Raw genomic sequence first — 23975 nt, 5'->3', positions numbered from 1 at the left:
CGCCACCGACAGTGCCGGCGGCTTCAGGACAAGAAGCCACCGTCCACGTTGAGCGAAACGCCCGTGGTGTAGCTCGATGCGTCACTGGCCAGGTACAACACCGCGCCAGCCATTTCGCTGGGGTCGGCCACGCGCTTGAGCGGGATCTGCGCCAGGGCAACTTTCAGGATCGAATCGTTCTTGACCAGTGCCGAGGCGAACTTGGTATCGGTCAGGCCCGGCAGCAGCGCGTTGCAACGGATACCGAACGCCGCGCACTCCTTGGCGAATACCTTGGTCATGTTGATCACGGCGGCCTTGGTCACCGAGTAGATGCCCTGGAACACGCCCGGCGAGATGCCGTTGATCGAGGCTACGTTGATGATGCTGCCGCCGCCGTTCTCGCGCATCAGCTTGCCGGCTTCCACCGACATGAAGAAGTAACCACGGATATTCACGTCAACGGTCTTCTGGAATGCGCCCAGGTCGGTGTCCAGCACGTTGCAGAACTGCGGGTTGGTAGCGGCGTTGTTGACCAGGATATCCAGGCGGCCGAACTGTTCACGAATGCCGGCGAACACCTGGGTGATCTGCTCCATTTCACCAATATGGCAGGCAATGGCCGTGGCTTTGCCGCCCTCGGCGATGATCGCATCGGCCACGTGCTGACAACCCTCCAGCTTGCGGCTGGAGACAATCACATGGGCGCCTTGCTGGGCCAGCAACTTGGCGATGGCTTCACCGATGCCACGGCTGGCGCCGGAAACAAACGCAATCTTGCCATCGAGGTCGAACAGGTTGGTCTTGGACATGAGGGTTCCTTGTAGTTGCACTCAGAGCGCTGATTTGCCGATGACATTCAGGCTCATCTGCTCCAGCAGTTTGTTCATGTGGATGAACTGCGCGAAGCGTTTGTCCTGGGTCTGGCCATGGAAGAAGCGGTAGTAGATCTGCTGCACAATCCCGGCCAGGCGGAACAGGCCATAGGTGTAGTAGAAATCGAAATTGTCGATCTGGATGCCGGAGCGCTCGGCGTAGTAGTCGACAAACTGGCGGCGGGTGAGCATGCCGGGGGCGTTGCTCGGCTGGCGGCGCATCAATTGCACCGGCGCCGGGTCTGCGGCCTCGATCCAGTAGGCGAGGGTGTTGCCCAGGTCCATCAGCGGGTCGCCCAGGGTGGTCAGTTCCCAGTCCAGCACGCCGATGATCTGCATCGGGTTGTGCGGGTCGAGGATCACGTTGTCGAAGCGGTAGTCGTTGTGCACGATGCTGGAGGTGGGGTGGTCGGCAGGCATCTTGTCGTTGAGCCAGGCGCGTACCGCCTCCCATTTTGGCGCGTCGGGCGTCAGGGCTTTTTCATAGCGCTCGCCCCAGCCGCGAATCTGCCGCGCCACGTAGCCTTCAGGCTTGCCCAAGTCGGCCAGGCCGCAGGCGTGGTAGTCGACCTGGTGCAGTTCGACGAACTTGTCGATAAAGCTCTTGCACAAGGCTTCGGTGCGGGTGGCGTCCAGGCCCAGCTCAGCCGGCAGGTCGGAACGCAGGATGATGCCGTTGACGCGCTCCATCACATAGAACTCGGCGCCGATCACCGATTCATCGGTGCAGTGCACATAAGCCTTGGGGCAGTACGGGAAGCCATCTTTGAGCTGGTTGAGAATGCGGTATTCGCGGCCCATGTCGTGGGCAGACTTGGCCTTGTGCCCAAATGGCGGGCGACGCAGCACGAATTCCTGGTCGGGGTATTCCAGCAGGTAAGTCAGGTTCGACGCGCCACCAGGGAACTGGCTGATTTTGACGGTACCGCTCAGGCCCGGAATATGAGCTTTGAGGTAGGGATCGATCAGGCTGGCATCAAGTTCTTCGCCTGGGCGAATCTGGGTCGATTGGTCGTTCAGCGCCATGCTTATCCCTTCTGCTTATTCTAAAGGCCTTGGACTATTTCCTAATCTAATGCGCATAGCCGCCCAGCGACAAGGTCGGGGCGGTTTAATAGGTTAGCGTGTTGAAGGGTGATCAGCGTGCCTGATTGGTCATTTTGCGGGCGCTGGCAAGGCCACCGGTGTAAGCACGGGGCGGCCGGCAAAGTATTCCACCAGGTTATCAGCGACGCGCTGCACCGTGTCATGGGCCGCTTCCGGGGACAGGCCGGCCACGTGGGACGTCAGCACGGTATTGCTCAGGCGCTTGAGGGCATCGGGCACTGCAGGCTCATCGTCAAACACGTCCAGCGCGGCGCCGCCGATGCGGCGCTGCTCCAGCGCGGCGACCAGGTCGGCGGTCACCACTACGCTGCCGCGCCCGATGTTGACCAGAAAGCCGTGCGGCCCCAGAGCGTCCAGGGCGTGACGGTCGATCAGGTGACGGGTGCTGGCACCGCCGGGCGTAGCCAGCACCAGGAAATCCGAGGTACGCGCCAGCTCGACAGCCGTCGCACAGTAGGTGTAATCCACGTCATCGCGGGGTTGGCGGTTGTGATAACTCACCTCCATGCCGAACCCCAGGGCGGCGCGCCGGGCAATCTCCATCCCCACCGCACCCAGCCCGAGAATCCCCAGGTGTTTACCGCTCAGGGAAGGGCGCATCACTTTCGGCCATTCGCCACGCCGCACCGCTGCATCCGTCTGGGGAACGCCACGCACCAGCGACAGCAGCAGCGCCATGGCATGGTCGGCCACCGACGGCGCATTTACCCCTGCACCGTTGGTCACCACGATCCCACGATTGCTCGCGGCCTGCAGGTCCACGTGTTCGTAGCCGGCACCGATCACGCAGATGATTTCCAACAACGGCAGTGCCGCGATTTCATCGGCGTACAACCCCAGCGGGCCACGGGTCAGCACGGCCTTGATCTGCCCACCGTGCAACTTGATCGCCTGAGCGCGTTCGACGGGCGTCGGCGCCAGAATCACATGAAAGTCATTGCTCTCGATGATTTGCAGGTACTCGTTGATGGTTTCAACCAGGACCAGAACGGTGGTGGGCATGGGGCAGCTCTCCGGTGAGTTCGATGCTCGGAGTATGCTGCATTTTTGTTGCGCGAAATGCCGAGGGCCCGAGAAAGCGCGACTGATTTTGCGAAAGGTGCCAGCGTCTCGGCGAGCGGGAGACGCTGTTTGCACGCGGGCGAATTATTTAGCGGGTGCAGCCTTGCGCACCTTGCTCTGTTCGGCCGCTACGATGTCCATGTAATCGTAGGTAGGAAAGAACTCTGTCCTGAAGGGCCCCCATGCAGAGCGTTCGATGGCGAGATTGACCTCCCGCAGGCGCGAGGCGGGGAAGCGTAGAACGATGACGTGGCCGATCCCCATGGCGATGGTCCAACTGACGATCTCTACCCCTTCAGGAGGGAATACTTTAAAGAGTTCCTGTTCGGTGAGTTTTGTTCTTATTTCGTTCAAGTTGCGAGATTGGTCATGTTTGAGGAAAACGGTCAGCAGCACCGCATTGTCAGCGCTGATGGCGACAGGTTTTCCTGATGTGGAAGCCTGCGCATGAAGGCCGCCTGAAACAAGGGTAGAGAACAATAAAACAGACGCCAATAAAGGCTTTAATAGCGTTTTCATTGAGTGAGGCCTTTTATGAGTATTGTCGCTACTCGTGGGGTGAGTGTTGAGGGTTAGTGGGTGGGGGTGGTTTTTACTGATCCGGTATAGGGCGCATGAACCACATGTATTCGAACAAGAGGGTTGGCGTCGATCATGTCGCGCGGCACTTCACGAGAGTAAGTGAATTCCTGATTGTTCAACGTCTCAAGTTTTCTGACGATGGTTCTCGTTGCACCTTTATCGGGTATCAGGATATGGTTTTTCCTGTCCCCTGTTACCATGAAGTAACCGCCGCCGCCGTTGTCATATTTTGATAGCCCGGTATCGGTGTAGAAAAATTCGTAGCGATTACGCTCAGGGTCCCACGCTGATATTCCAACGACACCTGGGTACTTGTCCTTTACATCGATCTCTGGGGCGCCCTCTATATAAACTTTTGTCGTCAGCCAGCGGGGGGATGTGCCCAGGGCACTTGCGTCGGAGTTTTCTACTGCCGGTTGTGCTTGGCTTGCCAATGGGCTGAGCATTCCGGTGGCAAGTATCAGGGAGAAAATAAGGTTGTGTTTTTTCATCAAGTCGCTCCTGGCGAGTGAGGTTTTTAATTCTGCTGTCGTGGGTTTAGAGGACTTTGTTTTTTTGAGCTGAGCTGGAATATAGACGTGATGGGAGGGGCTCTCAATGCTTGGGAAAACCCTTGCAACAAAACCCGCAATAATTAGAGTTTCAGTCCAGATGCGCTGATTAACTGTCTGTAAGAACTTTCTTATATGTGAGGGTGCGTAACTTTAATTGATGTTGGGTTTCTGTCAGCGGCTTGCCACTGGAGAACTTTGAATGACTGGATTTGTTTAAACACAGCTTCGCCGGCCTTGCGTGATCGACCCTCCCAATGCCACGCCGGCAGGGGGGCTCGTGAGGTGGGTAAAGGCGGTGCGCATCTGGCGTTGACTCAACTGAGCTGCCCATGGACCGCCTTCCAGGCTTTGCACTGCAGTGCCGTTCCTCAGCTAAGTCTTTGCTTATTCACAAGAATCCCGGACAATCGCGCCCCTGTTAAGGTCAGGGCGCTGCCTGTCAGGTTTTTCTGACTCGTCCTGGCCGTGTGAATGCGGAGATCCGACCGGATGAATGATCAGGCCAATAGCGTCGACGAACGCTATGCAACGACACCTGCAACGCTCACAAGCTGGAGCCGCCAGGACACCACCTGGATGCTCGGGCTGTTCGGTACCGCTATTGGCGCCGGTACTTTGTTCTTGCCGATCAACGCGGGCCTGGGGGGCTTCTGGCCGCTGGTGATCCTGGCGTTGCTGGCCTTCCCGATGACGTTCTTTGCCCACCGTGGGCTGACCCGTTTCGTGCTGTCCGGCCGTGAAGGTTCCGACATCACCGACGTGGTGGAAGAGCATTTCGGTATCAAGGCCGGTGCACTGATCACCTTGCTGTACTTCTTCGCGATCTTCCCGATCCTGCTGATCTACAGCGTGGCGCTGACCAATACCGTCAGCAGCTTCATGGAGCACCAACTGCACATCCTGCCGCCGCCCCGGGCGATCCTGGCGTTTGTATTGATCCTCGGCCTGCTCGCCGTTGTGCGCTGCGGTGAACAGGTGATCGTCAAGGCCATGAGCCTGATGGTGTACCCGTTTATTGTGGCCTTGCTGTTCCTGGCGGTGTACCTGGTGCCGCACTGGACCGGCGGCATTCTCAGTACCGCCAGCGAAGTCCCCGCGCCTTCAGCCTTGCTCAACACGCTGTGGCTGGCGATTCCGGTGATGGTGTTTTCGTTCAACCATTCGCCGATCATCTCGGCTTTTGCGGTGGACCAGAAGCGCCAGTATGGCGCTCACGCCGAGGAGCGCAGTTCGCAGATCCTGTCCCGTGCGCACTTGCTGATGGTGGCGATGGTGCTGTTCTTCGTGTTCAGTTGCGTGCTGACCCTGTCGCCCGCGCAGTTGGCGGAAGCGAAAGCGCAAAACCTGTCGATCCTGTCGTACCTGGCCAACCACTTCGATAACCCGACGATTGCCTTTGCCGCACCGTTGATTGCGTTCGTGGCGATTGCCAAGTCGTTCCTGGGCCACTACATCGGCGCCAGCGAGGGCCTCAAGGGCCTGGTGGTCAAGACTGGCCGCCGTCCGGCACCCAAGACCCTGGACCGCATGACCGCCGCTTTCATGTTGGTGGTGTGCTGGATCGTCGCCACGCTTAACCCGAGCATCCTTGGCATGATCGAGACCCTGGGTGGGCCGGTGATTGCGTCGATTCTGTTCCTGATGCCGATGTACGCCATCCGCAAGGTGCCGGCCATGGCCAAGTACCGTGGGCAGGCGTCGAATGTGTTTGTGACTGCAGTCGGCTTGGTTGCCATTACGGCGTTGGTGTATTCGCTGGTTGCGTAGGAGCGAGCTTGCTCGCGAAGAACGTCAACGATAACGCGTGCTTCCTGGATGAACGCGGCGCCGGTGAGTTTTTCGCGAGCAAGCTCGCTCCTACACTGGATTAGGGCAGCCAGCTCCCACATTTGTTTTGTGTTGGCAGTAAAGGTTAATTCCAGGCATAAAAAAACGCCGCGTACCTTGCGATACGCGGCGTTCTTCACATCAACACACCGTTAAGCTTGAATCACGGGGATGTTGGCGCTTGCTGCGATCTTGCGGAACTCAGCGATCTGGTCGAAGTTCAGGTAGCGGTAGACGTCACTGGCCATGGTGTCCAGTTTTGCCGCGTAGCCCATGTACTCTTCGACGGTCGGCAGGCGACCCAGGGTCGAGGCCACGGCCGCCAGCTCGGCCGACGCCAGGTAGACGTTTGCACCATCACCCAGGCGGTTCGGGAAGTTACGGGTCGAGGTAGACACGACGGTGGAGTTCGGCTCAACGCGTGCCTGGTTACCCATGCACAGCGAGCAGCCTGGCATTTCCATGCGTGCGCCAGCCTTGCCGTAGATGCCGTAGTAGCCTTCTTCGGTCAGTTGGTGAGCGTCCATCTTGGTCGGCGGCGACAGCCACAGACGGGTTGGCAGCTGGCCCTTGACCTGCTCCAGCAGCTTGCCGGCAGCGCGGAAGTGACCGATGTTGGTCATGCACGAACCGATGAACACTTCGTCGATCTTCTCGCCAGCGACGCTGGACAGCAGACGGGCGTCGTCCGGGTCGTTTGGCGCGCAGAGGATCGGCTCGTTGATTTCCGACAGGTCGATCTCGATGATTTCGGCGTATTCGGCGTCGGCATCGGCTTCCATCAGCTCCGGGTTGGCAACCCAGGCTTCCATCGCTTGGGCGCGACGTTCCAGGGTGCGTGCATCGCCGTAGCCTTCGCCGATCATCCAGCGCAGCAGGGTGATGTTGGAGTTCAGGTACTCGGTGACGGACTCTTTGGACAGCTTGATGGTGCAACCGGCAGCCGAACGTTCAGCCGAGGCGTCGGACAGCTCGAAAGCCTGTTCCAGCGTCAGATCGTTCAGGCCTTCGATTTCCAGGATGCGGCCAGAGAAGGCGTTCTTCTTGCCTTTCTTTTCTACGGTCAGCAGGCCAGCCTGGATCGCGTAGTAAGGAATGGCATGAACCAGGTCACGCAGGGTGATGCCAGGCTTCATCTTGCCTTTGAAGCGCACCAGAATCGATTCCGGCATGTCCAGTGGCATTACGCCAGTGGCTGCGGCGAACGCGACCAGGCCAGAACCGGCCGGGAACGAGATGCCCATCGGGAAACGGGTGTGGGAGTCGCCACCGGTACCGACGGTGTCCGGCAGCAGCATGCGGTTCAGCCAGCTGTGGATGATGCCGTCGCCTGGACGCAGCGATACACCGCCACGGGTCATGATGAAGTCAGGCAGGGTGTGGTGGGTGGTCACGTCGATCGGCTTCGGGTAAGCCGCGGTGTGGCAGAAGGACTGCATCACCAGGTCGGTCGAGAAGCCCAGGCACGCCAGGTCTTTGAGTTCATCACGGGTCATTGGGCCGGTGGTGTCCTGGGACCCCACGGTGGTCATCTTCGGCTCGCAGTAGGTGCCTGGACGAACGCCTTTGCCTTCTGGCAGGCCACAGGCCTTGCCGACCATTTTCTGCGCCAGGGTGAAGCCTTTGCCGGTGTCGACAGGCGCTTCAGGCAGCTTGAACAGGTCGGTCGGGCCCAGGCCCAGCTCAGCGCGTGCCTTGTCGGTCAGGCCACGGCCGATGATCAGCGGGATACGGCCGCCAGCACGGACTTCGTCCAACAGCACTGGGGTCTTCATTTCGAAGGTGGTCAGGACTTCGTCGGTGCCGTGTTTGCAGACTTTGCCAGCATGCGGGTACAGGTCGATCACGTCGCCCATGTTCATGTTGGTGACGTCGAATTCGATTGGCAGTGCGCCAGCATCTTCCATGGTGTTGTAGAAGATCGGAGCGATCTTGCTGCCGAAGCAGAAACCGCCGGCACGCTTGTTCGGCACGTAAGGTACGTCGTCGCCGAAGAACCACAGTACCGAGTTGGTCGCCGACTTACGCGACGAACCGGTACCGACCACGTCACCCACGTAGGCGATCGGGAAGCCTTGGCCGCGCATTTCTTCGATCTGCTTCATCGGGCCGGTCTTGCCTTGCTCGTCCGGCACGATGCCTTCGCGAGCCATTTTCAGCATGGCCAGGGCGTGCAGCGGGATGTCAGGGCGGGACCAGGCGTCAGGCGCAGGCGACAGGTCGTCGGTGTTGGTTTCGCCGGTGACCTTGAAGACGCGCAGGCTGATTTTGTCGGCCAGGGTAGGGCGGTTGCGGAACCACTCGCCGTCAGCCCAGGACTGGATCACGCCTTTGGCGTGCTCGTTGCCGTTGCGGGCTTTTTCGGCGACGTCGTGGAACGCATCGAACATCAGCAGGGTGTGCTTGAGTTGGGCGGCCGCGACGGGCGCCAGTTCGGCGTCGTCCAGCAGCTCGACCAACGTCACGATGTTGTAGCCGCCCTGCATGGTGCCGAGCAGTTCAACAGCGCGTTTCTTGTCGATCAGGGGGGAAGTGGCTTCGCCCTTGGCCAGGGCAGACAGGAAACCGGCCTTGACGTAAGCGGCTTCGTCAACGCCTGGTGGAATACGGTTGGTGATCAGGTCAACGAGGAATTCTTCTTCGCCAGCCGGAGGATTTTTCAGCAGCTCGACCAGGCCTGCGGTTTGTTCGGCGTTAAGCGGCTGGGGAACGATACCCAGTGCTGCACGCTCTTCGATATGTTTGCGGTAGGCTTCAAGCACAGTTATTACCCTCATCAGTGGTCCCACGGGACGCTCATCCAGAAATGAACGGCACGCATGCGCTCGGGGGCTTTTTGGGCCGCAAAGCCAGCGCTGCCGGCATTCCTTACAGAAGCTGCTTTCAAAGTTTTACGCCTGCAGAACGGAGCTGATGAGGGTTGGCGCGGGCTCTGACCTACCGGGTCGAACCTGCGCCAACACCGTTCTGAAGGAACGACTGTGCTCGTGACGCTTTGAAAACAGCTTCCAGCGGATTATTGGCGCCTTACAAGGCCGGGTGATTCTACGGCAAAAAAAATCTAAAGGTAAGTTGCCTGCTCAAGTTTGCTGGGTGATCAACCTTAGACAAAGGGCTAACATGGCACACTGTTTCGCTGATTTGCGTGTTGCTGCTTATGCCCAACCAAACCATCAAGACCCCCTGCGTCGGCCTGTGCTCCACGGTCTACGGCGATCTCGTGTGCCGTGGATGCAAGCGCTTCCACCATGAAGTGATCCAGTGGAACGGCTATAACGAAGAAGAAAAACGCGCGGTCTGGCTCAGGCTTGAGCAGCTGTTGGTGCAGGTCATGGCCGGTAAAGTGGAGGTTTTCGACCCCAAGACCCTGCGCGGGCAGTTGGAGCAACGCAAGATTCGCTTTGTGCCACACCAGTCCGAGTATTGCTGGGCCTACCAGTTGATCGCCCGTGGGGCCCGGGTGATCAATAACCTGGAGGCCTATGGCATGGTGCTGTTGCCGGAGTTTCGCGACTGGGCGCTGCCTGAACTGCGCGATGCCATTGATCGCGAGTTCTTTATCTTGTCCGAGGCGCATTACCAGCGCTATATCGCGCCGGGCTTCTTGAAAGATGCGCTGGGTTAACTGACTGGCGAGGTCAATGTGGGAGCTGGCTTGCCTGCGATAGCGGTGTATCAGGAGCAAATGCGCCCGCTTACCCACCGCAATCGCAGGCAAGCCAGCTCCCACATTTGATCCACATTGCCTGAAGGTCGGTGTCAGGGCTTGGTCGCCAGCGCTTCCAGATGGTCCATGAGCGTCTGCGGCTTGAGCACCAGCACATCGCTCTGCACCGCATCCAGCACCACTTCTGCGGTATTGCCGATCAACGCGCCGGAAATCCCCGTGCGCGCCACCGTGCCGATAATGGTCACCGCCGCCTGCAAGCGATGGGCGATATGTGGGATCAGCACATCGGCCGGGCCTTCTTCGATATGCAGGTGCCTGTCGTCCACGTCGAACTCGGCCTGGAAGGCCTTGCATTGCTCGCGGTAACGCGCCTCGATGGTTTCCTTGAGCTGAAAGGTCGGGTCTGCCGCCGACAGCATGGGCGAGGGGTGAGCGCTGATCACATGCAACTGCGCTTTGGCGAGGCTGGCGATATCAAAGCCATGGTCGATGATCGAATTGTGCAGCGAGCGGTGTTCGCCGTCGGCGTTGCCCACGTCGATGGCCGCCAGGATCACGCCGCCTGCCCAGGGGGTGGCGGTCTTGACCAGCAACACCGGCGTCGGGCAATAGCGCAGCAACTTCCAGTCCGCCGGGGTCAGCAGGGCTTTTTTCAGAGGGTTGTCGGGGAAGTGCTGTTTGATCACCAGGCCACAGCCTTCGGCTTGCTGCACATCGATGATGGTTTCATGCAGGCTGTCGTTCCAGGCCTGCTCGGTGGTGACGCTGTAGCCGTCTTCTTTCAAGCCTTCCTTGAGCAGGCTCAGCAGCGCCGAATGCTCGTGCTTCTTGTCACAGACCAGCAAGTGCAGGTGCGCGTCGGTGACTTTGGCAATCAGCTTGGCACGCTTGAGGGCCAGGCTTTCCGAATGCTCGGGCTCGATGACCACCAGGATGCTGCGGATGGCTTGCATGGTCGGGATCTCCAAAAGGGCAGGCGTTGGATAACTATAGTTGCTGCTACGCAGCCGTCATGTTGATACACATCAAGGCCGGTGGCTGGTGGTCTGCGACGGGGTCGGTATAATCGGCGCCCTTTTGTGATCCTTTGCCCGTGAGCCCGATGAACCTGCCCGAAATCCATGAATTCCTCGGCTGCCGCACCCCCGATGCCTGGGTCCAGGCCGCGTTGGCCGATCAGGAAACCCTGCTGATCGACCACAAGAACTGCGAATTCAAAGCCGCCAGCACCGCCTTGAGCCTGATGGCCAAGTACTACGGCCACGTTGACCTGATCAACATGATGTCGCGCCTGGCCCGCGAAGAGTTGGTGCACCACGAGCAGGTCATGCGCCTGATGAAAAAGCGCAAGGTCGAACTGCGTCAACTGCACGCCGGCCGTTACGCCTCGGGTTTGCGCAAGGTGGTGCGCAGCCATGAGCCGGTCAAGCTGGTGGATACCCTGGTGGTGGGGGCCTTTATCGAAGCGCGCAGTTGCGAGCGGTTCGAAGCGCTGGTGCCGCATTTGGACGAAGAACTCGGCAAGTTCTATTTCGGCTTGCTCAAAAGCGAGGCGCGGCACTTCCAGGGCTACTTGAAGCTGGCATACCAGTACGGCGACGCCAAGGATATCGCCCAGGTGATCGAGCGGGTACGGGCCACCGAGCAGGACCTGATCGAATCACCCGACGTCGAGTTCCGCTTTCACAGTGGCGTGCCAGCCTGAGGCCACGGCCACACCGATCAAGGCGGTGATCCCGGTCAGCAGCAGGATCACCGTTGGCGTGCCCAAAGGCGCTGCCAACACGGCAATCATCAAGCCCGCCAAGGGCTGGGCCAGGTTGTTGAGCAAGGTCATCACGCCAACGGTCTTGCCGAAGTCCTGCACCGGAATCACCCGTTGGCGGGTGCTGCGCAGGTACACGTTGAACATCTTGTCGAAGCCGGTCAGCAGCAGGAACCCCACCGTGTAGGCCCACACGCCGGGGCTGAGCGCGGTGATCAGCGCGCCGACGGTGATCATCGAGTACGACAACCCGCCCAGTACCTTCAGCTTCAGTGATGAATGCGCCAGGTAGAACAGAATCGCGATTGTCACCAGCGCCCCGGCGGCTTGCAGCAGGGCATAGGCGTCTTTGCCCGCTGCGTAGTGGCCGGTGACCATGGCAGCCGAGGTAGCCAGCGTCACGCCGACCATCAGGTTCACACCGACCGCCAGGACGATGATGCGTTTCAACTCCACCCGGTTGAGGATGTGGCCAAAAGCGGTGCGCAGGGGTTGCAGCCAGTTACCCGGCTGTTGTTCATGGATGTGCAGGTCCACCGTGGTGTTGCGCTGCCAGATCAGCATCGCCAGGTCTGCCAGCACAAACAGCGCGGCGACGCCCAGCACTACCCATGGCCACGCCCAGACTTCCAGCATCAGCGCCGCCACCAATGGCCCTAGCACCAGTCCGCCCTGGTCGGCGATCTGCGAATAGGACAAGGTCTTGGCGTAGGTGTACTGCCCGAAGATATGCGGCATCACCACTTCCCGCGCCATGATGCCCTGGGTGGTCAGCACGCCGCACAACGCGGACAGCATCACCAGCCAATGGATACCGTCGAACAGCCCATACAGCGCCATCGCCACCACGCAGGCCAGGGCCCGATACACCTGGCTGATATGCAGGATACGCACCGGTGAAAACCTGTCGCACAACGCGCCGCACACCGGAAACGCCAGGTAGCGCGGCAGTGACTCGATAAAAAACGCCAACCCCGCCCACGACACGCTTTGCGTAGTCTGGAACACGATCAGTGGCACGATAAACAGCAGAACCTGGTCGGCCAGCCGTGAAAGGAACAGCGAAATGAAGAACGCCAGGTAATCCTTGCGCATGGAACTCCCTGTCAATGGCGTTAAAAACTGCAGGCTATTTGTTAAAAACTCTTAAAAGCATGAAGCTTCTTCGCTGGGGACTGGTCAGCCACCTCTGTCGGCCAGCTTGCCACCTATAATGGCCCCATTTCAATCCGCGCATTCACACTGAGAACTTATGGAAAACCTGGGTCTGGGCAATGTTCTGCTCGTTGAGGACGATGAAAAGCTGGCAGGGCTGGTCTCGCATTTTCTGTCGCAGCATGGTTTCGAGGTACGGGTGGTGTACCGGGGCGATGAAGCGCTAGTGGCGTTCCTGGATTTCAAGCCGAAGATCGTCGTGCTCGATCTGATGCTGCCGGGTCAGAGCGGGCTGCATGTCTGCCGCGAGATTCGCAACGTGTCGGATACGCCCATCGTGATCCTCACCGCCAAGGAAGATGACCTGGACCATATCCTTGGCCTTGAGTCCGGTGCTGACGACTACGTGATCAAGCCGATCAAACCGCCGGTGTTGTTGGCGCGCCTGCGTGCGCTGCAGCGCCGCCAGGTACCCGAGCCCACCGTGCGCGGTGCCCTGGAATTTGGCCGCTTGTCGATTGATCGCAGTTGCCGGGTGGTCCGCCTGGGCGGCGAGACCATTGACCTCACCACCATGGAATTCGAGTTGCTGTGGTTGCTGGCCAGCAGCGCGGGCAAGATTCTCTCTCGCGACGACATCCTGAACCGCATGCGCGGCATTGCCTTTGACGGGCTGAACCGCAGCGTAGACGTGTACATCAGCAAACTGCGCGGCAAGCTCAATGACAACCCCCGCGAGCCGGTGTGCATCAAGACCATCTGGGGCAAGGGCTACCTGTTCAATCCGTTCGCGTGGGAGGTGTAGATGCTGCGCTTGTATCTGCGCCTCTATTTGATTCTCGCGCTCGGTCTGGCCGGGTCGATCTGGTTGGTCAACTTCGGCCTGGACGCTTACATGCCCGAGTCCAACGAAACCTATAACCGTGAAGCCCTGCGCGGCCCGGCCTGGGCCCTGGTGGAACAGTTGCGCCCCGTGCAGGCAGAGGCGCGCCAGGCACGCCTGGACGAACTGCAGCCGCATTACGGCTTGCGGCTCGAACTGGTGCAGCGCGACACCCAGGATTTGAGCGAACGGGAACAGAAACTCCTGGCGGCTGGCCAGGTGGTGGTGCGCGAGGACTTCATGAAATTTCTTGCGCCTATCGACGACGGCCCGCAACTGCTCGAAATCAGATTGCCAGAGGAACCCAAGTGGTTGTATCTCTGGGCCTACGCTTTCCTGGGCGTGAGCCTGGCCATCGTCCTGTATTTCTGGGTGCGTCCACACTGGCGCGACCTGGAGCACATCCGCCTGGCAGCGCAACGTTTCGGTGACAATGACCTGGGCTCGCGCATCTTGCTGCCGACTCGCTCCACCGTGCGTTCACTGGCCGGGCACTTCAACCAGATGGCCGAGCGCATCGAAGGTTTGATCGCCAACCAGCGCGAACTCACCAACGCGGTCTCCCACGAATTGCGTACGCCGATTGCGCGGCTGTCATTCGAGCTGGACCAGCTCAGGCAGCAGAGCGACCCACGGCAAAGCCGAGCGTTGATCAACGACATGTACGCCGACCTCGGTGAGCTGGAAGAAATGGTCTCCGAGCTGTTGACCTATGCCAGTCTTGAGCCAGGCGCTACCCAGGTCACCCGCGAGCATATCGAGGCCCACAGTTGGCTCGACAGTGTGATCGGCAGCGTGGCCCTGGAGGCCGAAGCGGAAGGGGTGCAGTTGTCGTTGCGCACCTGCGAGGTGGACGTTATCCAGATCGAGCCACGCTTTATGGCGCGGGCCGTGATCAACCTGCTGCGCAACGCGATTCGTTATGCCGATCGTCGCGTGGAAGTTTCGCTGGTCAAGTTTGGCAGCGGTTACGAAGTGCGGGTCAACGACGATGGGCCGGGAGTACCGCTGGAGGGTCGCACCAAGATATTCGAACCCTTCCTGCGCCTTGACGCCAGCCGCGACCGCCGCACAGGCGGATTTGGTCTGGGCCTGGCGCTGGTCAAGCGTGTCAGCCAGTGGCATGGCGGGCAGGTGGAAGTGCAGGATTCGGAGTGGGGCGGGGCGTCGTTTCGAATGACGTGGGCCTATGCAGAGTAAGGGGGCTTGCCCCAATGCCATCCTGTAGGAGCGAGCTTGCTCGCGAAAAGCCTCAACGATAACGCGTGTTCTCTGGATAAACGCGGCGCCTGCGAGTTTTTCGCGAGCAAGCTCGCTCCTACAGAGGGCAAGTCAGATCAGAAGGTGTACTGCAGCTCCCCCAACACCGATGCCTGCAGCCGCTGCTCCACGATCGGGCTCTTGCCTGCTTCATCCGCCAGGTATTGCACATCCAGCAAGGTCGAGAACTGCGTGTGTTCGTTGATCGGCACGCTCCATGAGAGGTTCATGCCATTGCTGATATTGCCGGCACTTGCCTTGTATTCCTTGAAGCGGCTGCGGGTGGCCTGGTCGGCAGTCAAGCCGTACCAGGTTTGCAGGTAGTTGCGGTCACCGAAGTGGCTGTTGATGGCGGCATCGACGGAGCCGTAGCGGCCTTCATAGAGATTGGTACCCAGGCTCAACTCCAGGTGGGTAAAAGCCTTGCCGGTTTCCTTGTGTTTATCTTCTTCAAGCGCATGTTCCAGGGTGGCGCCGATGATCACACCGCCGAGGTTGTAGGCGGCACTCACCCCCAATTGCGGACGTGACTTGATCTCGCCCATGCCTTTGAGGCGTTTGGAGCCGGCATGCATGCTTTCATTTTTATCCTTGCGCGAATCGCTTGCGCCAACGTATGCGCTGAAGCTCAGGGCATTACCTTCGTAACCCCAGCCCAAGCCCGTATCAGTGTCGAGGAAGACGCCCCAGGGGCTGATGATTTTGCCACCGAGCACAGGCGCCGTCATACGTTCGTCGCTGCCACTGTAGCGGGGTGCGTTGGCCATGCCGGCCTCGAGACTGTATTGCCAGTCTTCGGCAAGCGCCGTATCGGCGGCGGCGAGCAGGCACAGTGAGGTCAATGACAGGCACAGGTTTTTTGAGTGCATCAGGGTGTTTTCCTGGTTAGAGGTTCAAGGGTGTGTGGGGTGAATGGGTGCGTTTGAACGAGTAGCCCGAAGCACTCAGGCCGTTGACCTGGCGGCTGACGGTATCGCCCAGGCCGTAGCCGTTGCCGGCCAGCACCGCATGGGCGTTGTCGATGGGCAGCAGGATGTAGTCGGTCAGCGGCTCGCCGTGCAATTGGCCGCGAATCACCAGGAAACCGTCCTCCTGGCGCACGCTGATGCCACTCAATGGTGCGTCGGGTTCATGGCTGCTGAGCACCTGGTAGGTGCCGACCGTGTTGGCCCATGCGGCGGACAGGGGCGGCGGCTCGATGCGCTCGCCGATGGCAATGCGTTGGCCGTGGCTGCGGGCGGTGAGCATTTGGCGGCCTTGTACCGTGAGCACATCCAACTGCACGCGGCCCAACTCGCCGAGGTCCTTGCGCCAGAAACCCAGTATCTTTTTCTGCGCCCGCAGCCAGCCTTGCTCATCACGCAATAGCTGGAAATCGTAGCCGGCCAGTTCACCGCTCAAGCGCGCATGCTCATCCCTGATGCGGAACACGCCCCAGGCGGTCGCGTAGAAGCCTGCCAGGCGCTTGCGATCCACCGCCGCCGGTACATGGCGCAGCTTGAGGCCGTGGCTGGGGGCCTGGCAGTCATCGGCGCATACGGGCTTGCCGGTCTGAGCCTGGAGCATCAGGCGCAGACTGTCGGTGGTCAGCGACACCACCATGTCTTCGGCGTTGCTGTCGTTGGCCATGATGACCACGGCCAGTTGCTGATCCGGCAGCAGGGTCAACTGGGCCACGAAGTCGTCGCCGCCACCGCTGTGCTGGTAGGTGCGCACACCGGGGCCGATGGGCTCGTCACCACAGGGCGCCAAGAACCAGCCCAAGCCCATCTGGCAGTCGAAATCCAAGGCATTGCCGGTGTTTTGCTGGGTAAACATGGCGTCGATAGACGTGCTGCCGAGGATCTGGCTGCCCTTGTAGGTGCCCTTGGCAAACAGCATGCGTACGTAGCGGCTGAGGTCTTTGGGGCTGGTCCACAGGCCGCCGGCGGCGAGGTCACGCACCTGTGGGTCGGTGCTGGCCTTGCCATCCTCGTAGCCGTGGGCGCGATAGCTCATTTGCGCACCGGTGCCCAGGAAACTGGACTGGTTCATTCTCAAGGGTGTGAGCAGGCTGCTTTGTAACTGGGCTTCGAAGCTTTTGCCGCTGCTGCGCTCAATGGCGGCGCCCACCAAGGCATAGCCAAGGTTGGAATACGCCACCTGGGAACCCGGCAGGCTGCTCAGCCACACACCCGACACACGCATCGGCATCTGCCCCATGGCATAGGTGCTGCGCAGGTCGCGCAGGTGCTCGCTGGGCAAGCCGGATTGATGGCTGAGCAAGCGCCGCAAGGTGATCGCTCGATCCGCCTCGGCCTGGTCGCTGTGAAAGCGGGAGCGTACGTAGAACTCACGCAGGGTCTTCTGGATCGGCGCATCCAGCGCCAGGTGTTGCTGCTCCACCAGTTGCAGCGCTGCCGTGGCGCTCAGCAGCTTGGAGATGCCACCTGCGCGAAACGCGGTATTGGGCGTGACCGGCACCCCCAGGTCTTTGTCAGCCAGGCCAAAGCCGCGGGCCCAGATCAGCTCCTGGCCATTGACCAGGGCAATCGACAATCCCGCCACATTGTCCCGTGCCATCTCCTGGGGAATGTGGGTTTGCAGGTAGCGGATGATTGCGCCGTAATCGCCTTTTTGAATCGGCGGCGGGACAGGCGGTTGCGAGTGGCAACCGATACTGCCCAACAGGCAACCCAAGAGCGGAATACCGCGCAATCTGCGAAACATCAAGAGCACCCGAATGATGATTTGGATGCTGGAATGCTAGGGCGGCGGGGGCCGAGAATCTTTGAGTGCTTTGTCGGGAAACTGTCAAAGACTGTTAACGGCCGCTTATAAAAACATCAGGATTTGCCCAGGGGGGCAGGCATCAACGTGGCGATCAGGGCGCGAATGGTCCCCGGCAGCGCTTCCAGCTCGCGTACCAGGATGCTGCGCTCGCGGATCGCCCAGGGCTCGTCCAGTTTCACCGTCACCAGCTGCATGGTGCGGCTGTGACGCAGGGCGGCGGACTCTGGAATGATGCCAATGCCCACGCCGGCCTCGACCATCCGGCAGATCGCCTCGAAGCTCGAGACCTGGATACGCAGCGACAATTGCTTGCCCAGACGCTCGACGTGTTCGCGCAGGAAACTCAACAGCGTGCTGCCTTCATGCAGGCCGATATGCTGATACGCCAGGGTCTGCTCAAGGGTCACCGAAGGCTGGTCGGCCAACGGATGCCCGACGGGTACCATCAGCACCAGTTCGTCGGTGCTGAAATGCAACACTTGCAGGCCGGAGGCTTCCACGGGGCCGGCGATGATGCCCATGTCACTGGTGCCATCGAGCACCCCACGCACGATGTCCCGCGACAGGCGCTCCTGCAGGTCGACGGTGACGCCCGGACGCTGTGACAGAAAGCCTGCCAAGACCTCCGGCAAAAACTCGGTGACCGCCGTGGTGTTGGCGAAGATACGGATATGCCCGGCCGAATCCACGCCGTATTGGGTGAACTCGCTTTTGAGGTAATCCACCTGGCGCATGATCAACCGCGCATGGTGTAACAGGCGCTCGCCTGCCGGGGTGATCTCCACGCCTCGGCTGTCGCGGTACAACAGGCGCGTGTCGAGCTGACCTTCCAGGGCCTTGATCCGCGCACTGGCGGCAGCCGGCGACAGGAAGGCGCGCTTGGCACCCTGGGTGAGGCTGGGGGATTCGGCGATATGGATAAACAGGCGCAGGTCAGCAAGATCAAAGTGCATGCAAAACTCCAGGCTTGTGATCACCCGTGGCGAGGGAGCTTGCTCCCGCTGGACTGCGAAGCAGGCCTGTTTTTTGGGGCCGCTTCGCGCCCCCACGGGAGCAAGCTCCCTCGCCACAAGAGGTACGCATAGGAATGGTGCGTTCAGCTTAACCGAACGCTGGTTTATTGAAATGCAAATTCTCAGAACGGGCAGGCCCTTGCATGATCCACGGCAGACACCCACTGCCCGAGGAATTGCACCCGATGAGCGCCACCGATTGGATCGGCCGAAGCGAGACCGCCCACGACCACCTCAGCCATAACCTGCTCAAACGCATCGCCGCCACGTTCGGTGAAGCAGTGCCCGCCGACGGTGAAGCCGTACCTGCGCTGTGGCAATGGTGTTTTTTCCAGGACCCGTTGCCGGAGTCGGCCCTGGGCGGCGATGGTCATCCGGCCCGCGGCGGGTTCTTGCCACCCGCCGATAACCGCAATCGCATGTGGGCCGGTGGGCGTATCGAGTTTCTGCACCCGCTGCGTGCCGGTGAATCGGCCACCCGTGTGTCGACCATCACTCAGGTTGAAGAAAAGACCGGTCGCACCGGTTCGCTGCTGTTTGTCACGGTGCGCCACGACTATTCCCAGGCCGGGCGTCTGGCGATTCGCGAGGAACAGGACATCGTCTACCGCGAACCCACGCCACCCAAGCCTGGCAGCGGCGACGCGCTGGCCCGGGGCGAATGGACAGAGGCCGTCGAGCCGACGCCGACCCTGTTGTTCCGCTACAGCGCCGTCACGTTCAACGGCCACCGCATCCACTACGACTACCCCTATGTCACCGGCACCGAAGGCTATGCCGGCCTGGTGGTGCATGGCCCGCTGATCGCCACTTTGAACCTGCGTGCGTTCTGCCGGGCGCACCCTGAGGCGACCCTGCGCCGCTTTGCCTATCGCGGCGTGCGCCCACTGATTGCGCCACAGCCTTTTGAGGTGGGCGGGCGTATCACCGCAACCGGCGTCGCAGAACTCTGGGCGGGCAATACTGAAGGCCTGGCACAGACCGCCCAAGTGCATTTCGAATAACCCGATAACAACAGGCGGAGAGCCGTTAATGAATGCCCATGACAACGAAGAACTCAAGGCCATCCGCGACGGCGTGCGCGCCTTGTGCGCCGAGTTCGATGCCGCTTACTGGCGCAAGATCGATGAAGAAAAAGGCTTCCCTGAAGCCTTCGTCAAGGCCCTGACCGACGCCGGTTGGCTGTCGGCCATGATCCCCGAGGAATACGGCGGTTCCGGCCTGGGCCTGGCCGAAGCCTCGGTGATCCTTGAGGAAGTCAACCGCTGCGGCGGCAACTCGGGCACCGTACACGGCCAGATGTACAACATGTTCACCCTGCTGCGTCACGGCAGCGAGGCGCAAAAACGCTACTACCTGCCCAAGCTGGCCAGCGGTGAATTGCGCCTGCAGTCGATGGCCGTCACCGAACCCACTACCGGCACCGACACCACCAAGATCAAGACCACGGCGATCAAGCGCGGCGACAAGTACGTGATCAACGGCCAGAAAGTCTGGATCTCTCGGGTACAGCATTCCGACCTGATGATCCTGCTGGCACGCACCACGCCCTTGGCCGACGTAAAGAAAAAATCCGAAGGCATGTCGATCTTCCTGGTAGACCTGCGCCAGGCCATCGGCAACGGCCTGACCGTGCAGCCCATCGCCAATATGGTCAACCACGAGACCAACGAGCTGTTCTTCGACAACCTGGAGCTGCCCCTGGACAGCCTGATTGGCGAGGAGGGCAAGGGCTTCAAATACATCCTCGATGGTCTGAATGCCGAGCGCACGCTGATTGCCGCCGAGTGCATCGGTGACGGCCGCTGGTTCATCGAAAAGGCCAGCGCCTATGCCCGAGACCGTGTGGTGTTTGGCCGGCCAATCGGGCAGAACCAGGGCGTGCAGTTCCCGATTGCCGAGGCGCATATCGAGATCGAAGCGGCCGACCTGATGCGCTGGCGTGCCTGTGAGGAATACGACAGCGGCAAGAACGCCGGGGCCAGTGCCAACATGGCCAAGTATTTGGCGGCCAAGGCGTCCTGGGAAGCGGCCAACGCCTGCCTGCAAACCCACGGCGGCTTCGGCTTTGCCTGCGAGTACGACGTGGAGCGCAAATTCCGCGAGACCCGCCTGTACCAGGTAGCGCCGATCTCCACCAACCTGATCCTGTCCTACGTGGCCGAGCATTTGCTCGAATTGCCACGCAGCTTCTGAGGGCCTTGAGCATGCATCATACCCAAGCCCTGTGCCGGTTCCTGGCCGAGCTGACGTACTCACAATTGCCCGAGCCCGTGCTGGCGCGCACCGAAGAGCTGTACCTGGATTGGCTCGCGTGCGCCTTGGCCAGCCAAGGCGCGCACCCGATCCCCTTGTTTGAACGCTACGCGCAGAAGATGGGCCCGAGCAGCGGTCCGGCCCAGGTGATCGTCAACGGCACCGGCACCAGCGCGTATTTCGCCGCACTGGTCAACGCCGCCTCCTCACACCTGGTGGAGCAGGATGACCTGCACAACAGTTCCGTGCTGCACCCGGCCACCGTGGTGTTTCCCGCCGCGTTGGCGGCTGCCCAGGACCTCGGCAAGGCTGGCCGTGAACTCTTGCTGGCCTCGGTGGCCGGCTACGAGGCGGGGATTCGCATCGGTGAGTTCATGGGCCGCTCGCACTACCGCATCTTCCACACCACGGCCACGGTCGGCACCCTGGCGGCGGCGGTCGCGGTGGGCAAGTTGCTCGATTTCAACGAAGAACAATTCATCAACCTGCTCGGCAGCGCCGGCACCCAGGCTGCCGGGCTGTGGGAGTTTCTGCGCGATGCCGCCGACTCCAAACAACTGCACACGGCCAAGGCGGCGGCGGACGGCTTGCTGGCGGCTTACCTTACGGCCGATGGGCTGACCGGCGCGCGCAATATCCTTGAAGGTGAGCAAGGTTTGGCGGCAGGTATGTCCAGTGATGCCCAGCCGGGCAAATTGTCTGCCGAGCTGGGCAGCCGTTGGGCGCTGGTGGAAACCTCGTTCAAGTTCCACGCCTCCTGTCGCCACACCCATCCTGCTGCCGACGCGCTGCTGGCCGTGATGCAGCGTGAAGGCTTGAGCGCTGCGCAGATCTCCCAGGTGCGAACCCACGTGCACCAAGGCGCCATTGACGTACTCGGCCGAGTGACGGTACCGGCCACCGTGCACCAGGCGAAGTTTTCCATGGGCACCGTGCTTGGGCTGATCGCTGTGCATGGCAAGGCCGGGTTGCCTGAATTCCATGAGCTGGCGTTGACCGATCCTGCGGTCGCGGCGTTTCGCGACAAGGTCAGCATGACCCTGGACGCGGAAGTCGACAGCGCCTACCCGCAACGTTGGCTGGGCCGCGTCACGGTCACCACCACCGATGGCCGCACGCTGCGCGGTGCCATTGATGAACCCAAGGGCGACCCGGGCAACACCCTGAGTCGGGCCGAACTGGCGGATAAGTTCCAGCGCCTGGCCCACTTCAGCGGCGCCCGCACCCCGACCCAGGCCAGAGGCCTGATCGAGCAGGTGTGGAACCTGCGTACTACCGCGTCCATGGCCCATTGGCTTTGAGGGATTTGTCATGACTGAACAACGACCGCTGGACGGCATCACCGTCGTCAGCCTGGAACACGCGATTGCCGCGCCATTTTGCACGCGCCAGCTGGCCGACCTCGGTGCCCGGGTCATCAAGGTAGAGCGACCCGGCACCGGCGACTTCGCCCGTGGCTATGACGAGCGGGTGCGTGGCCTGGCGTCGCATTTCGTCTGGACCAACCGCTCCAAGGAAAGCCTGACCCTGGACCTCAAGCAGGACGAGGCGGGCGCTATTCTGGATGCGCTTTTGGCCGATGCCGATGTGTTGGTGCAGAACCTTGCCCCCGGCGCGGCAGCGCGCATGGGCTTATCGTTCGAGGCGCTGCACGTGCGCTTTCCACGCCTGATCGTCTGCGATATTTCCGGCTACGGCGAAGGCGGGCCCTACGAGAAAAAGAAAGCCTACGACCTGCTGATTCAGAGCGAGGGCGGCTTTCTCTCGGTGACCGGTGGCCCAGGTGAAGAGCAGATGGCCAAGGCCGGTTGCTCCATCGCGGATATCTCCGCCGGGATGTACGCCTATAGCGGCATTCTGTCGGCGCTGCTGCTGCGCGGCAAAACCGGCCAGGGCAGTCGCATCGATGTGAGCATGCTCGAAAGCCTGGTGGAGTGGATGGGCTACCCGATGTATTACGCCTTCGACGGCGCGCCGCCGCCACCGCGTGCGGGTGCCGCGCATTCGACGATTTACCCCTACGGGCCGTTTCCCACCGGGGGCGGCGGCACGGTGATGCTTGGCTTGCAGAACGAGCGCGAATGGGCGGCGTTCTGCGACAAAGTGCTGCTCACCCCGGCATTGGCGACGGACGAGCGCTTCAGCGCCAATTTCAAGCGCTCGGCCAACCGCGAGGTGCTGCGCCAGATCATTGTGGAGCGCTTTGCCCAACTGGACGTCGAGGCGGTGATCCAGCGCCTGGAGCACGCGCAAATTGCCAGTGCCCGGGTCAACGACATGCAAGGCGTGTGGGACCACCCGCAACTCAAGGCCCGCGACAGCTGGCGTGACGTCGACAGCCCGGCGGGGCCGTTGCCCTCGCTGCTGCCACCGGCCCGTAACGCCGCGTTTACCCCGCGCATGGACGGCGTTCCAGCGCTGGGGCAACACAGCCAAGGCATCCTCGACCAGTTGGGTTACTCCGTTGAGGCCATTAACAGTCTGCGTGAGCGCGGCGTTATCTAATCAGGAATCACGTGATGCCAAAGCCTTTAGTACGTTCTGCGCTGTTTGTGCCGGGCAGCCGCCCGGAGCGGTTTGCCAAGGCCCTGGCCAGCGGCGCCGACGCAGTGATTGTGGATTTTGAAGACGCGGTGGAAGAGCCGCTCAAACGTCAGGCCCGGGATAATCTGGGCGCGTTCCTGCACGCCCATCCTGAGGCCCAGGTGTGGGTGCGCATCAACGCGCCGCAACATGCCGAGCATTTTGAGGACGTGGCGTTCTGCAAGGCCCATGCAAATGTCGCCGGGGTATTGCTGCCCAAGGTCGAAAGCGCGGCCCAGGTGGCTGTGGTGGCCGCGACCGGCAAGGCTATCTGGCCGATTATCGAAAGCGCACGCGGTTTGCTGGCACTGGCGCAGATTGCCCAGGCGCCCCAGGTGGAGCGCCTGTCGTTCGGTGGCTTGGACCTGGCGCTGGACCTGAACCTGAGCAGTCACTCCCGTGCCGCCGAATTGGCCCTCGACCAGGCGCGCCTGGCGTTGATCGTGCATTCGCGCGCCGCGGGCCTGGCGGCGCCGCTGGACGGCGTGCACCCGGCCATCGACGACCCCGAAGGCCTGCACCGTTCGATCCGGCACGCTTATGAAATGGGTTTTGCCGGGGCGTTGTGCATTCATCCCAAGCAAGTGGCGGTGATCCATGCCGCGCTAGCGCCGAGCGCCCAAGAGCTGGCC

Annotated in this window: 21 protein-coding genes; 10 read left to right on the top strand and 11 right to left on the bottom strand. The window is 61.1% G+C overall.

The window, feature by feature from the left end; translation table 11 throughout:
• Positions 1 to 23: 23 nt before the first annotated feature.
• The 5 genes from GIV26_RS22950 to GIV26_RS22930 all read right to left on the bottom strand — a co-directional run bounded on the left by GIV26_RS22950 (position 24) and on the right by GIV26_RS22930 (position 4096).
• Positions 24 to 791 carry an SDR family oxidoreductase gene (locus GIV26_RS22950; RefSeq protein WP_034126013.1) on the bottom strand — a complete coding sequence of 256 codons (768 nt, stop codon included), beginning with the start codon at positions 789 to 791 and terminating at the stop codon, positions 24 to 26.
• Positions 792 to 812: 21 nt separating this feature from the next.
• Entirely contained in the window at positions 813 to 1880 is a 1068-nt protein-coding gene (locus GIV26_RS22945) for a phosphotransferase family protein (RefSeq protein WP_034126012.1), read from the bottom strand.
• 129 nt (positions 1881 to 2009) lie between these two features.
• Positions 2010 to 2963: a 2-hydroxyacid dehydrogenase gene (locus GIV26_RS22940; protein WP_034126011.1), complete on the bottom strand. Its 954-nt coding sequence runs from the start codon at positions 2961 to 2963 to the stop codon at positions 2010 to 2012.
• 144 nt (positions 2964 to 3107) lie between these two features.
• Positions 3108 to 3542 carry a hypothetical protein gene (locus tag GIV26_RS22935; protein WP_054897958.1) on the bottom strand — a complete coding sequence of 145 codons (435 nt, stop codon included), beginning with the start codon at positions 3540 to 3542 and terminating at the stop codon, positions 3108 to 3110.
• Positions 3543 to 3595: 53 nt separating this feature from the next.
• Complete coding sequence (locus GIV26_RS22930; RefSeq protein WP_034126009.1) at positions 3596 to 4096, bottom strand: DUF4822 domain-containing protein; 501 nt, start codon at positions 4094 to 4096, stop codon at positions 3596 to 3598.
• Positions 4097 to 4648: 552 nt separating this feature from the next.
• Here GIV26_RS22930 and GIV26_RS22925 point away from each other — a divergent pair.
• Positions 4649 to 5926 carry a serine/threonine transporter gene (locus tag GIV26_RS22925; protein ID WP_127881911.1) on the top strand — a complete coding sequence of 426 codons (1278 nt, stop codon included), beginning with the start codon at positions 4649 to 4651 and terminating at the stop codon, positions 5924 to 5926.
• Between the two features lie 212 nt (positions 5927 to 6138).
• Here GIV26_RS22925 and acnB read toward each other — a convergent pair whose 3' ends face one another.
• The gene (gene acnB, locus GIV26_RS22920) at positions 6139 to 8748 is read right to left on the bottom strand and encodes a bifunctional aconitate hydratase 2/2-methylisocitrate dehydratase (RefSeq protein WP_003190828.1); all 2610 of its coding nucleotides are present in this window, start codon (positions 8746 to 8748) and stop codon (positions 6139 to 6141) included.
• A 395-nt stretch (positions 8749 to 9143) separates the two neighbouring features.
• On the opposite strand from acnB, the gene GIV26_RS22915 reads away from it, so the two are divergent.
• Positions 9144 to 9611, top strand: a complete 468-nt coding sequence (locus GIV26_RS22915; RefSeq protein ID WP_003190830.1) for a DUF1289 domain-containing protein — start codon at positions 9144 to 9146, stop codon at positions 9609 to 9611.
• A 134-nt stretch (positions 9612 to 9745) separates the two neighbouring features.
• Here the strand turns inward: GIV26_RS22915 and GIV26_RS22910 are convergent, their stop codons facing one another.
• A complete protein-coding gene (locus tag GIV26_RS22910) occupies positions 9746 to 10609 on the bottom strand; it encodes a universal stress protein (RefSeq protein ID WP_236282333.1) in 864 nt (287 codons plus the stop codon).
• Between the two features lie 149 nt (positions 10610 to 10758).
• Here GIV26_RS22910 and GIV26_RS22905 point away from each other — a divergent pair, with 149 nt between their 5' ends.
• Positions 10759 to 11361, top strand: a complete 603-nt coding sequence (locus tag GIV26_RS22905; protein WP_032892116.1) for a tRNA-(ms[2]io[6]A)-hydroxylase — start codon at positions 10759 to 10761, stop codon at positions 11359 to 11361.
• Here the strand turns inward: GIV26_RS22905 and GIV26_RS22900 are convergent.
• Positions 11317 to 12516: an MFS transporter gene (locus GIV26_RS22900; protein WP_034126006.1), complete on the bottom strand. Its 1200-nt coding sequence runs from the start codon at positions 12514 to 12516 to the stop codon at positions 11317 to 11319. The two genes, GIV26_RS22905 and GIV26_RS22900, sit on opposite strands and share 45 nt — an antisense overlap.
• 157 nt (positions 12517 to 12673) lie before the next feature.
• On the opposite strand from GIV26_RS22900, the gene GIV26_RS22895 reads away from it, so the two are divergent.
• Positions 12674 to 13381, top strand: a complete 708-nt coding sequence (locus tag GIV26_RS22895; protein ID WP_236282331.1) for a winged helix-turn-helix domain-containing protein — start codon at positions 12674 to 12676, stop codon at positions 13379 to 13381.
• On the top strand, positions 13382 to 14659 hold the full coding sequence (locus GIV26_RS22890; RefSeq protein ID WP_054897953.1) for an ATP-binding protein: 1278 nt from the start codon (positions 13382 to 13384) through the stop codon (positions 14657 to 14659).
• Positions 14660 to 14796: 137 nt separating this feature from the next.
• Here GIV26_RS22890 and GIV26_RS22885 read toward each other — a convergent pair whose 3' ends face one another.
• The 3 genes from GIV26_RS22885 to GIV26_RS22875 form a co-directional block, all read right to left on the bottom strand.
• Entirely contained in the window at positions 14797 to 15588 is a 792-nt protein-coding gene (locus GIV26_RS22885; RefSeq protein WP_236282329.1) for a MipA/OmpV family protein, read from the bottom strand.
• Positions 15589 to 15604: 16 nt separating this feature from the next.
• The gene (locus GIV26_RS22880) at positions 15605 to 17428 is read right to left on the bottom strand and encodes a serine hydrolase domain-containing protein (protein ID WP_236282328.1); all 1824 of its coding nucleotides are present in this window, start codon (positions 17426 to 17428) and stop codon (positions 15605 to 15607) included.
• Positions 17429 to 17544: 116 nt separating this feature from the next.
• On the bottom strand, positions 17545 to 18444 hold the full coding sequence (locus GIV26_RS22875; protein ID WP_034126002.1) for a LysR family transcriptional regulator: 900 nt from the start codon (positions 18442 to 18444) through the stop codon (positions 17545 to 17547).
• A 245-nt stretch (positions 18445 to 18689) separates the two neighbouring features.
• On the opposite strand from GIV26_RS22875, the gene GIV26_RS22870 reads away from it, so the two are divergent.
• From GIV26_RS22870 to GIV26_RS22850, 5 genes are all read left to right on the top strand, one after another.
• On the top strand, positions 18690 to 19508 hold the full coding sequence (locus GIV26_RS22870) for an FAS1-like dehydratase domain-containing protein (protein WP_236282326.1): 819 nt from the start codon (positions 18690 to 18692) through the stop codon (positions 19506 to 19508).
• 28 nt (positions 19509 to 19536) lie between these two features.
• Entirely contained in the window at positions 19537 to 20700 is a 1164-nt protein-coding gene (locus tag GIV26_RS22865) for an acyl-CoA dehydrogenase family protein (RefSeq protein WP_236282324.1), read from the top strand.
• 11 nt (positions 20701 to 20711) lie between these two features.
• A complete protein-coding gene (locus GIV26_RS22860) occupies positions 20712 to 22061 on the top strand; it encodes an MmgE/PrpD family protein (RefSeq protein WP_089041812.1) in 1350 nt (449 codons plus the stop codon).
• 10 nt (positions 22062 to 22071) lie between these two features.
• Positions 22072 to 23265, top strand: coding sequence for a CaiB/BaiF CoA transferase family protein (locus GIV26_RS22855; protein ID WP_034125999.1), 1194 nt, complete (start codon positions 22072 to 22074; stop codon positions 23263 to 23265).
• 14 nt (positions 23266 to 23279) lie between these two features.
• Positions 23280 to 23975: HpcH/HpaI aldolase/citrate lyase family protein (locus GIV26_RS22850; protein ID WP_236282323.1), on the top strand; the 696-nt coding region annotated here is incomplete at its 3' end.

This window comes from Pseudomonas sp. PA-1-3F (assembly GCF_021609665.1).
Taxonomy (GTDB): Bacteria; Pseudomonadota; Gammaproteobacteria; order Pseudomonadales; family Pseudomonadaceae; genus Aquipseudomonas; species Aquipseudomonas paracarnis.
This window is presented reverse-complemented; position numbering and strand designations above follow the sequence as displayed.

What these genes read in the sequence shown, in the direction of transcription:
- GIV26_RS22855 (WP_034125999.1), top strand. Translation starts at nt 22,072, where the DNA reads ATGACTGAACAACGACCGCTGGACGGCATCACCGTCGTCAGCCTGGAA.
- GIV26_RS22865 (WP_236282324.1), top strand. Translation starts at nt 19,537, where the DNA reads ATGAATGCCCATGACAACGAAGAACTCAAGGCCATCCGCGACGGCGTG.
- GIV26_RS22895 (WP_236282331.1), top strand. Translation starts at nt 12,674, where the DNA reads ATGGAAAACCTGGGTCTGGGCAATGTTCTGCTCGTTGAGGACGATGAA.
- GIV26_RS22860 (WP_089041812.1), top strand. Translation starts at nt 20,712, where the DNA reads ATGCATCATACCCAAGCCCTGTGCCGGTTCCTGGCCGAGCTGACGTAC.
- GIV26_RS22900 (WP_034126006.1), bottom strand. Translation starts at nt 12,516, where the DNA reads ATGCGCAAGGATTACCTGGCGTTCTTCATTTCGCTGTTCCTTTCACGG.
- GIV26_RS22935 (WP_054897958.1), bottom strand. Translation starts at nt 3,542, where the DNA reads ATGAAAACGCTATTAAAGCCTTTATTGGCGTCTGTTTTATTGTTCTCT.
- GIV26_RS22950 (WP_034126013.1), bottom strand. Translation starts at nt 791, where the DNA reads ATGTCCAAGACCAACCTGTTCGACCTCGATGGCAAGATTGCGTTTGTT.
- GIV26_RS22905 (WP_032892116.1), top strand. Translation starts at nt 10,759, where the DNA reads ATGAACCTGCCCGAAATCCATGAATTCCTCGGCTGCCGCACCCCCGAT.
- GIV26_RS22870 (WP_236282326.1), top strand. Translation starts at nt 18,690, where the DNA reads ATGAGCGCCACCGATTGGATCGGCCGAAGCGAGACCGCCCACGACCAC.
- GIV26_RS22910 (WP_236282333.1), bottom strand. Translation starts at nt 10,609, where the DNA reads ATGCAAGCCATCCGCAGCATCCTGGTGGTCATCGAGCCCGAGCATTCG.
- GIV26_RS22915 (WP_003190830.1), top strand. Translation starts at nt 9,144, where the DNA reads ATGCCCAACCAAACCATCAAGACCCCCTGCGTCGGCCTGTGCTCCACG.
- GIV26_RS22930 (WP_034126009.1), bottom strand. Translation starts at nt 4,096, where the DNA reads ATGAAAAAACACAACCTTATTTTCTCCCTGATACTTGCCACCGGAATG.
- GIV26_RS22880 (WP_236282328.1), bottom strand. Translation starts at nt 17,428, where the DNA reads ATGTTTCGCAGATTGCGCGGTATTCCGCTCTTGGGTTGCCTGTTGGGC.
- GIV26_RS22890 (WP_054897953.1), top strand. Translation starts at nt 13,382, where the DNA reads ATGCTGCGCTTGTATCTGCGCCTCTATTTGATTCTCGCGCTCGGTCTG.
- GIV26_RS22875 (WP_034126002.1), bottom strand. Translation starts at nt 18,444, where the DNA reads ATGCACTTTGATCTTGCTGACCTGCGCCTGTTTATCCATATCGCCGAA.
- GIV26_RS22885 (WP_236282329.1), bottom strand. Translation starts at nt 15,588, where the DNA reads ATGCACTCAAAAAACCTGTGCCTGTCATTGACCTCACTGTGCCTGCTC.
- GIV26_RS22945 (WP_034126012.1), bottom strand. Translation starts at nt 1,880, where the DNA reads ATGGCGCTGAACGACCAATCGACCCAGATTCGCCCAGGCGAAGAACTT.
- GIV26_RS22925 (WP_127881911.1), top strand. Translation starts at nt 4,649, where the DNA reads ATGAATGATCAGGCCAATAGCGTCGACGAACGCTATGCAACGACACCT.
- GIV26_RS22940 (WP_034126011.1), bottom strand. Translation starts at nt 2,963, where the DNA reads ATGCCCACCACCGTTCTGGTCCTGGTTGAAACCATCAACGAGTACCTG.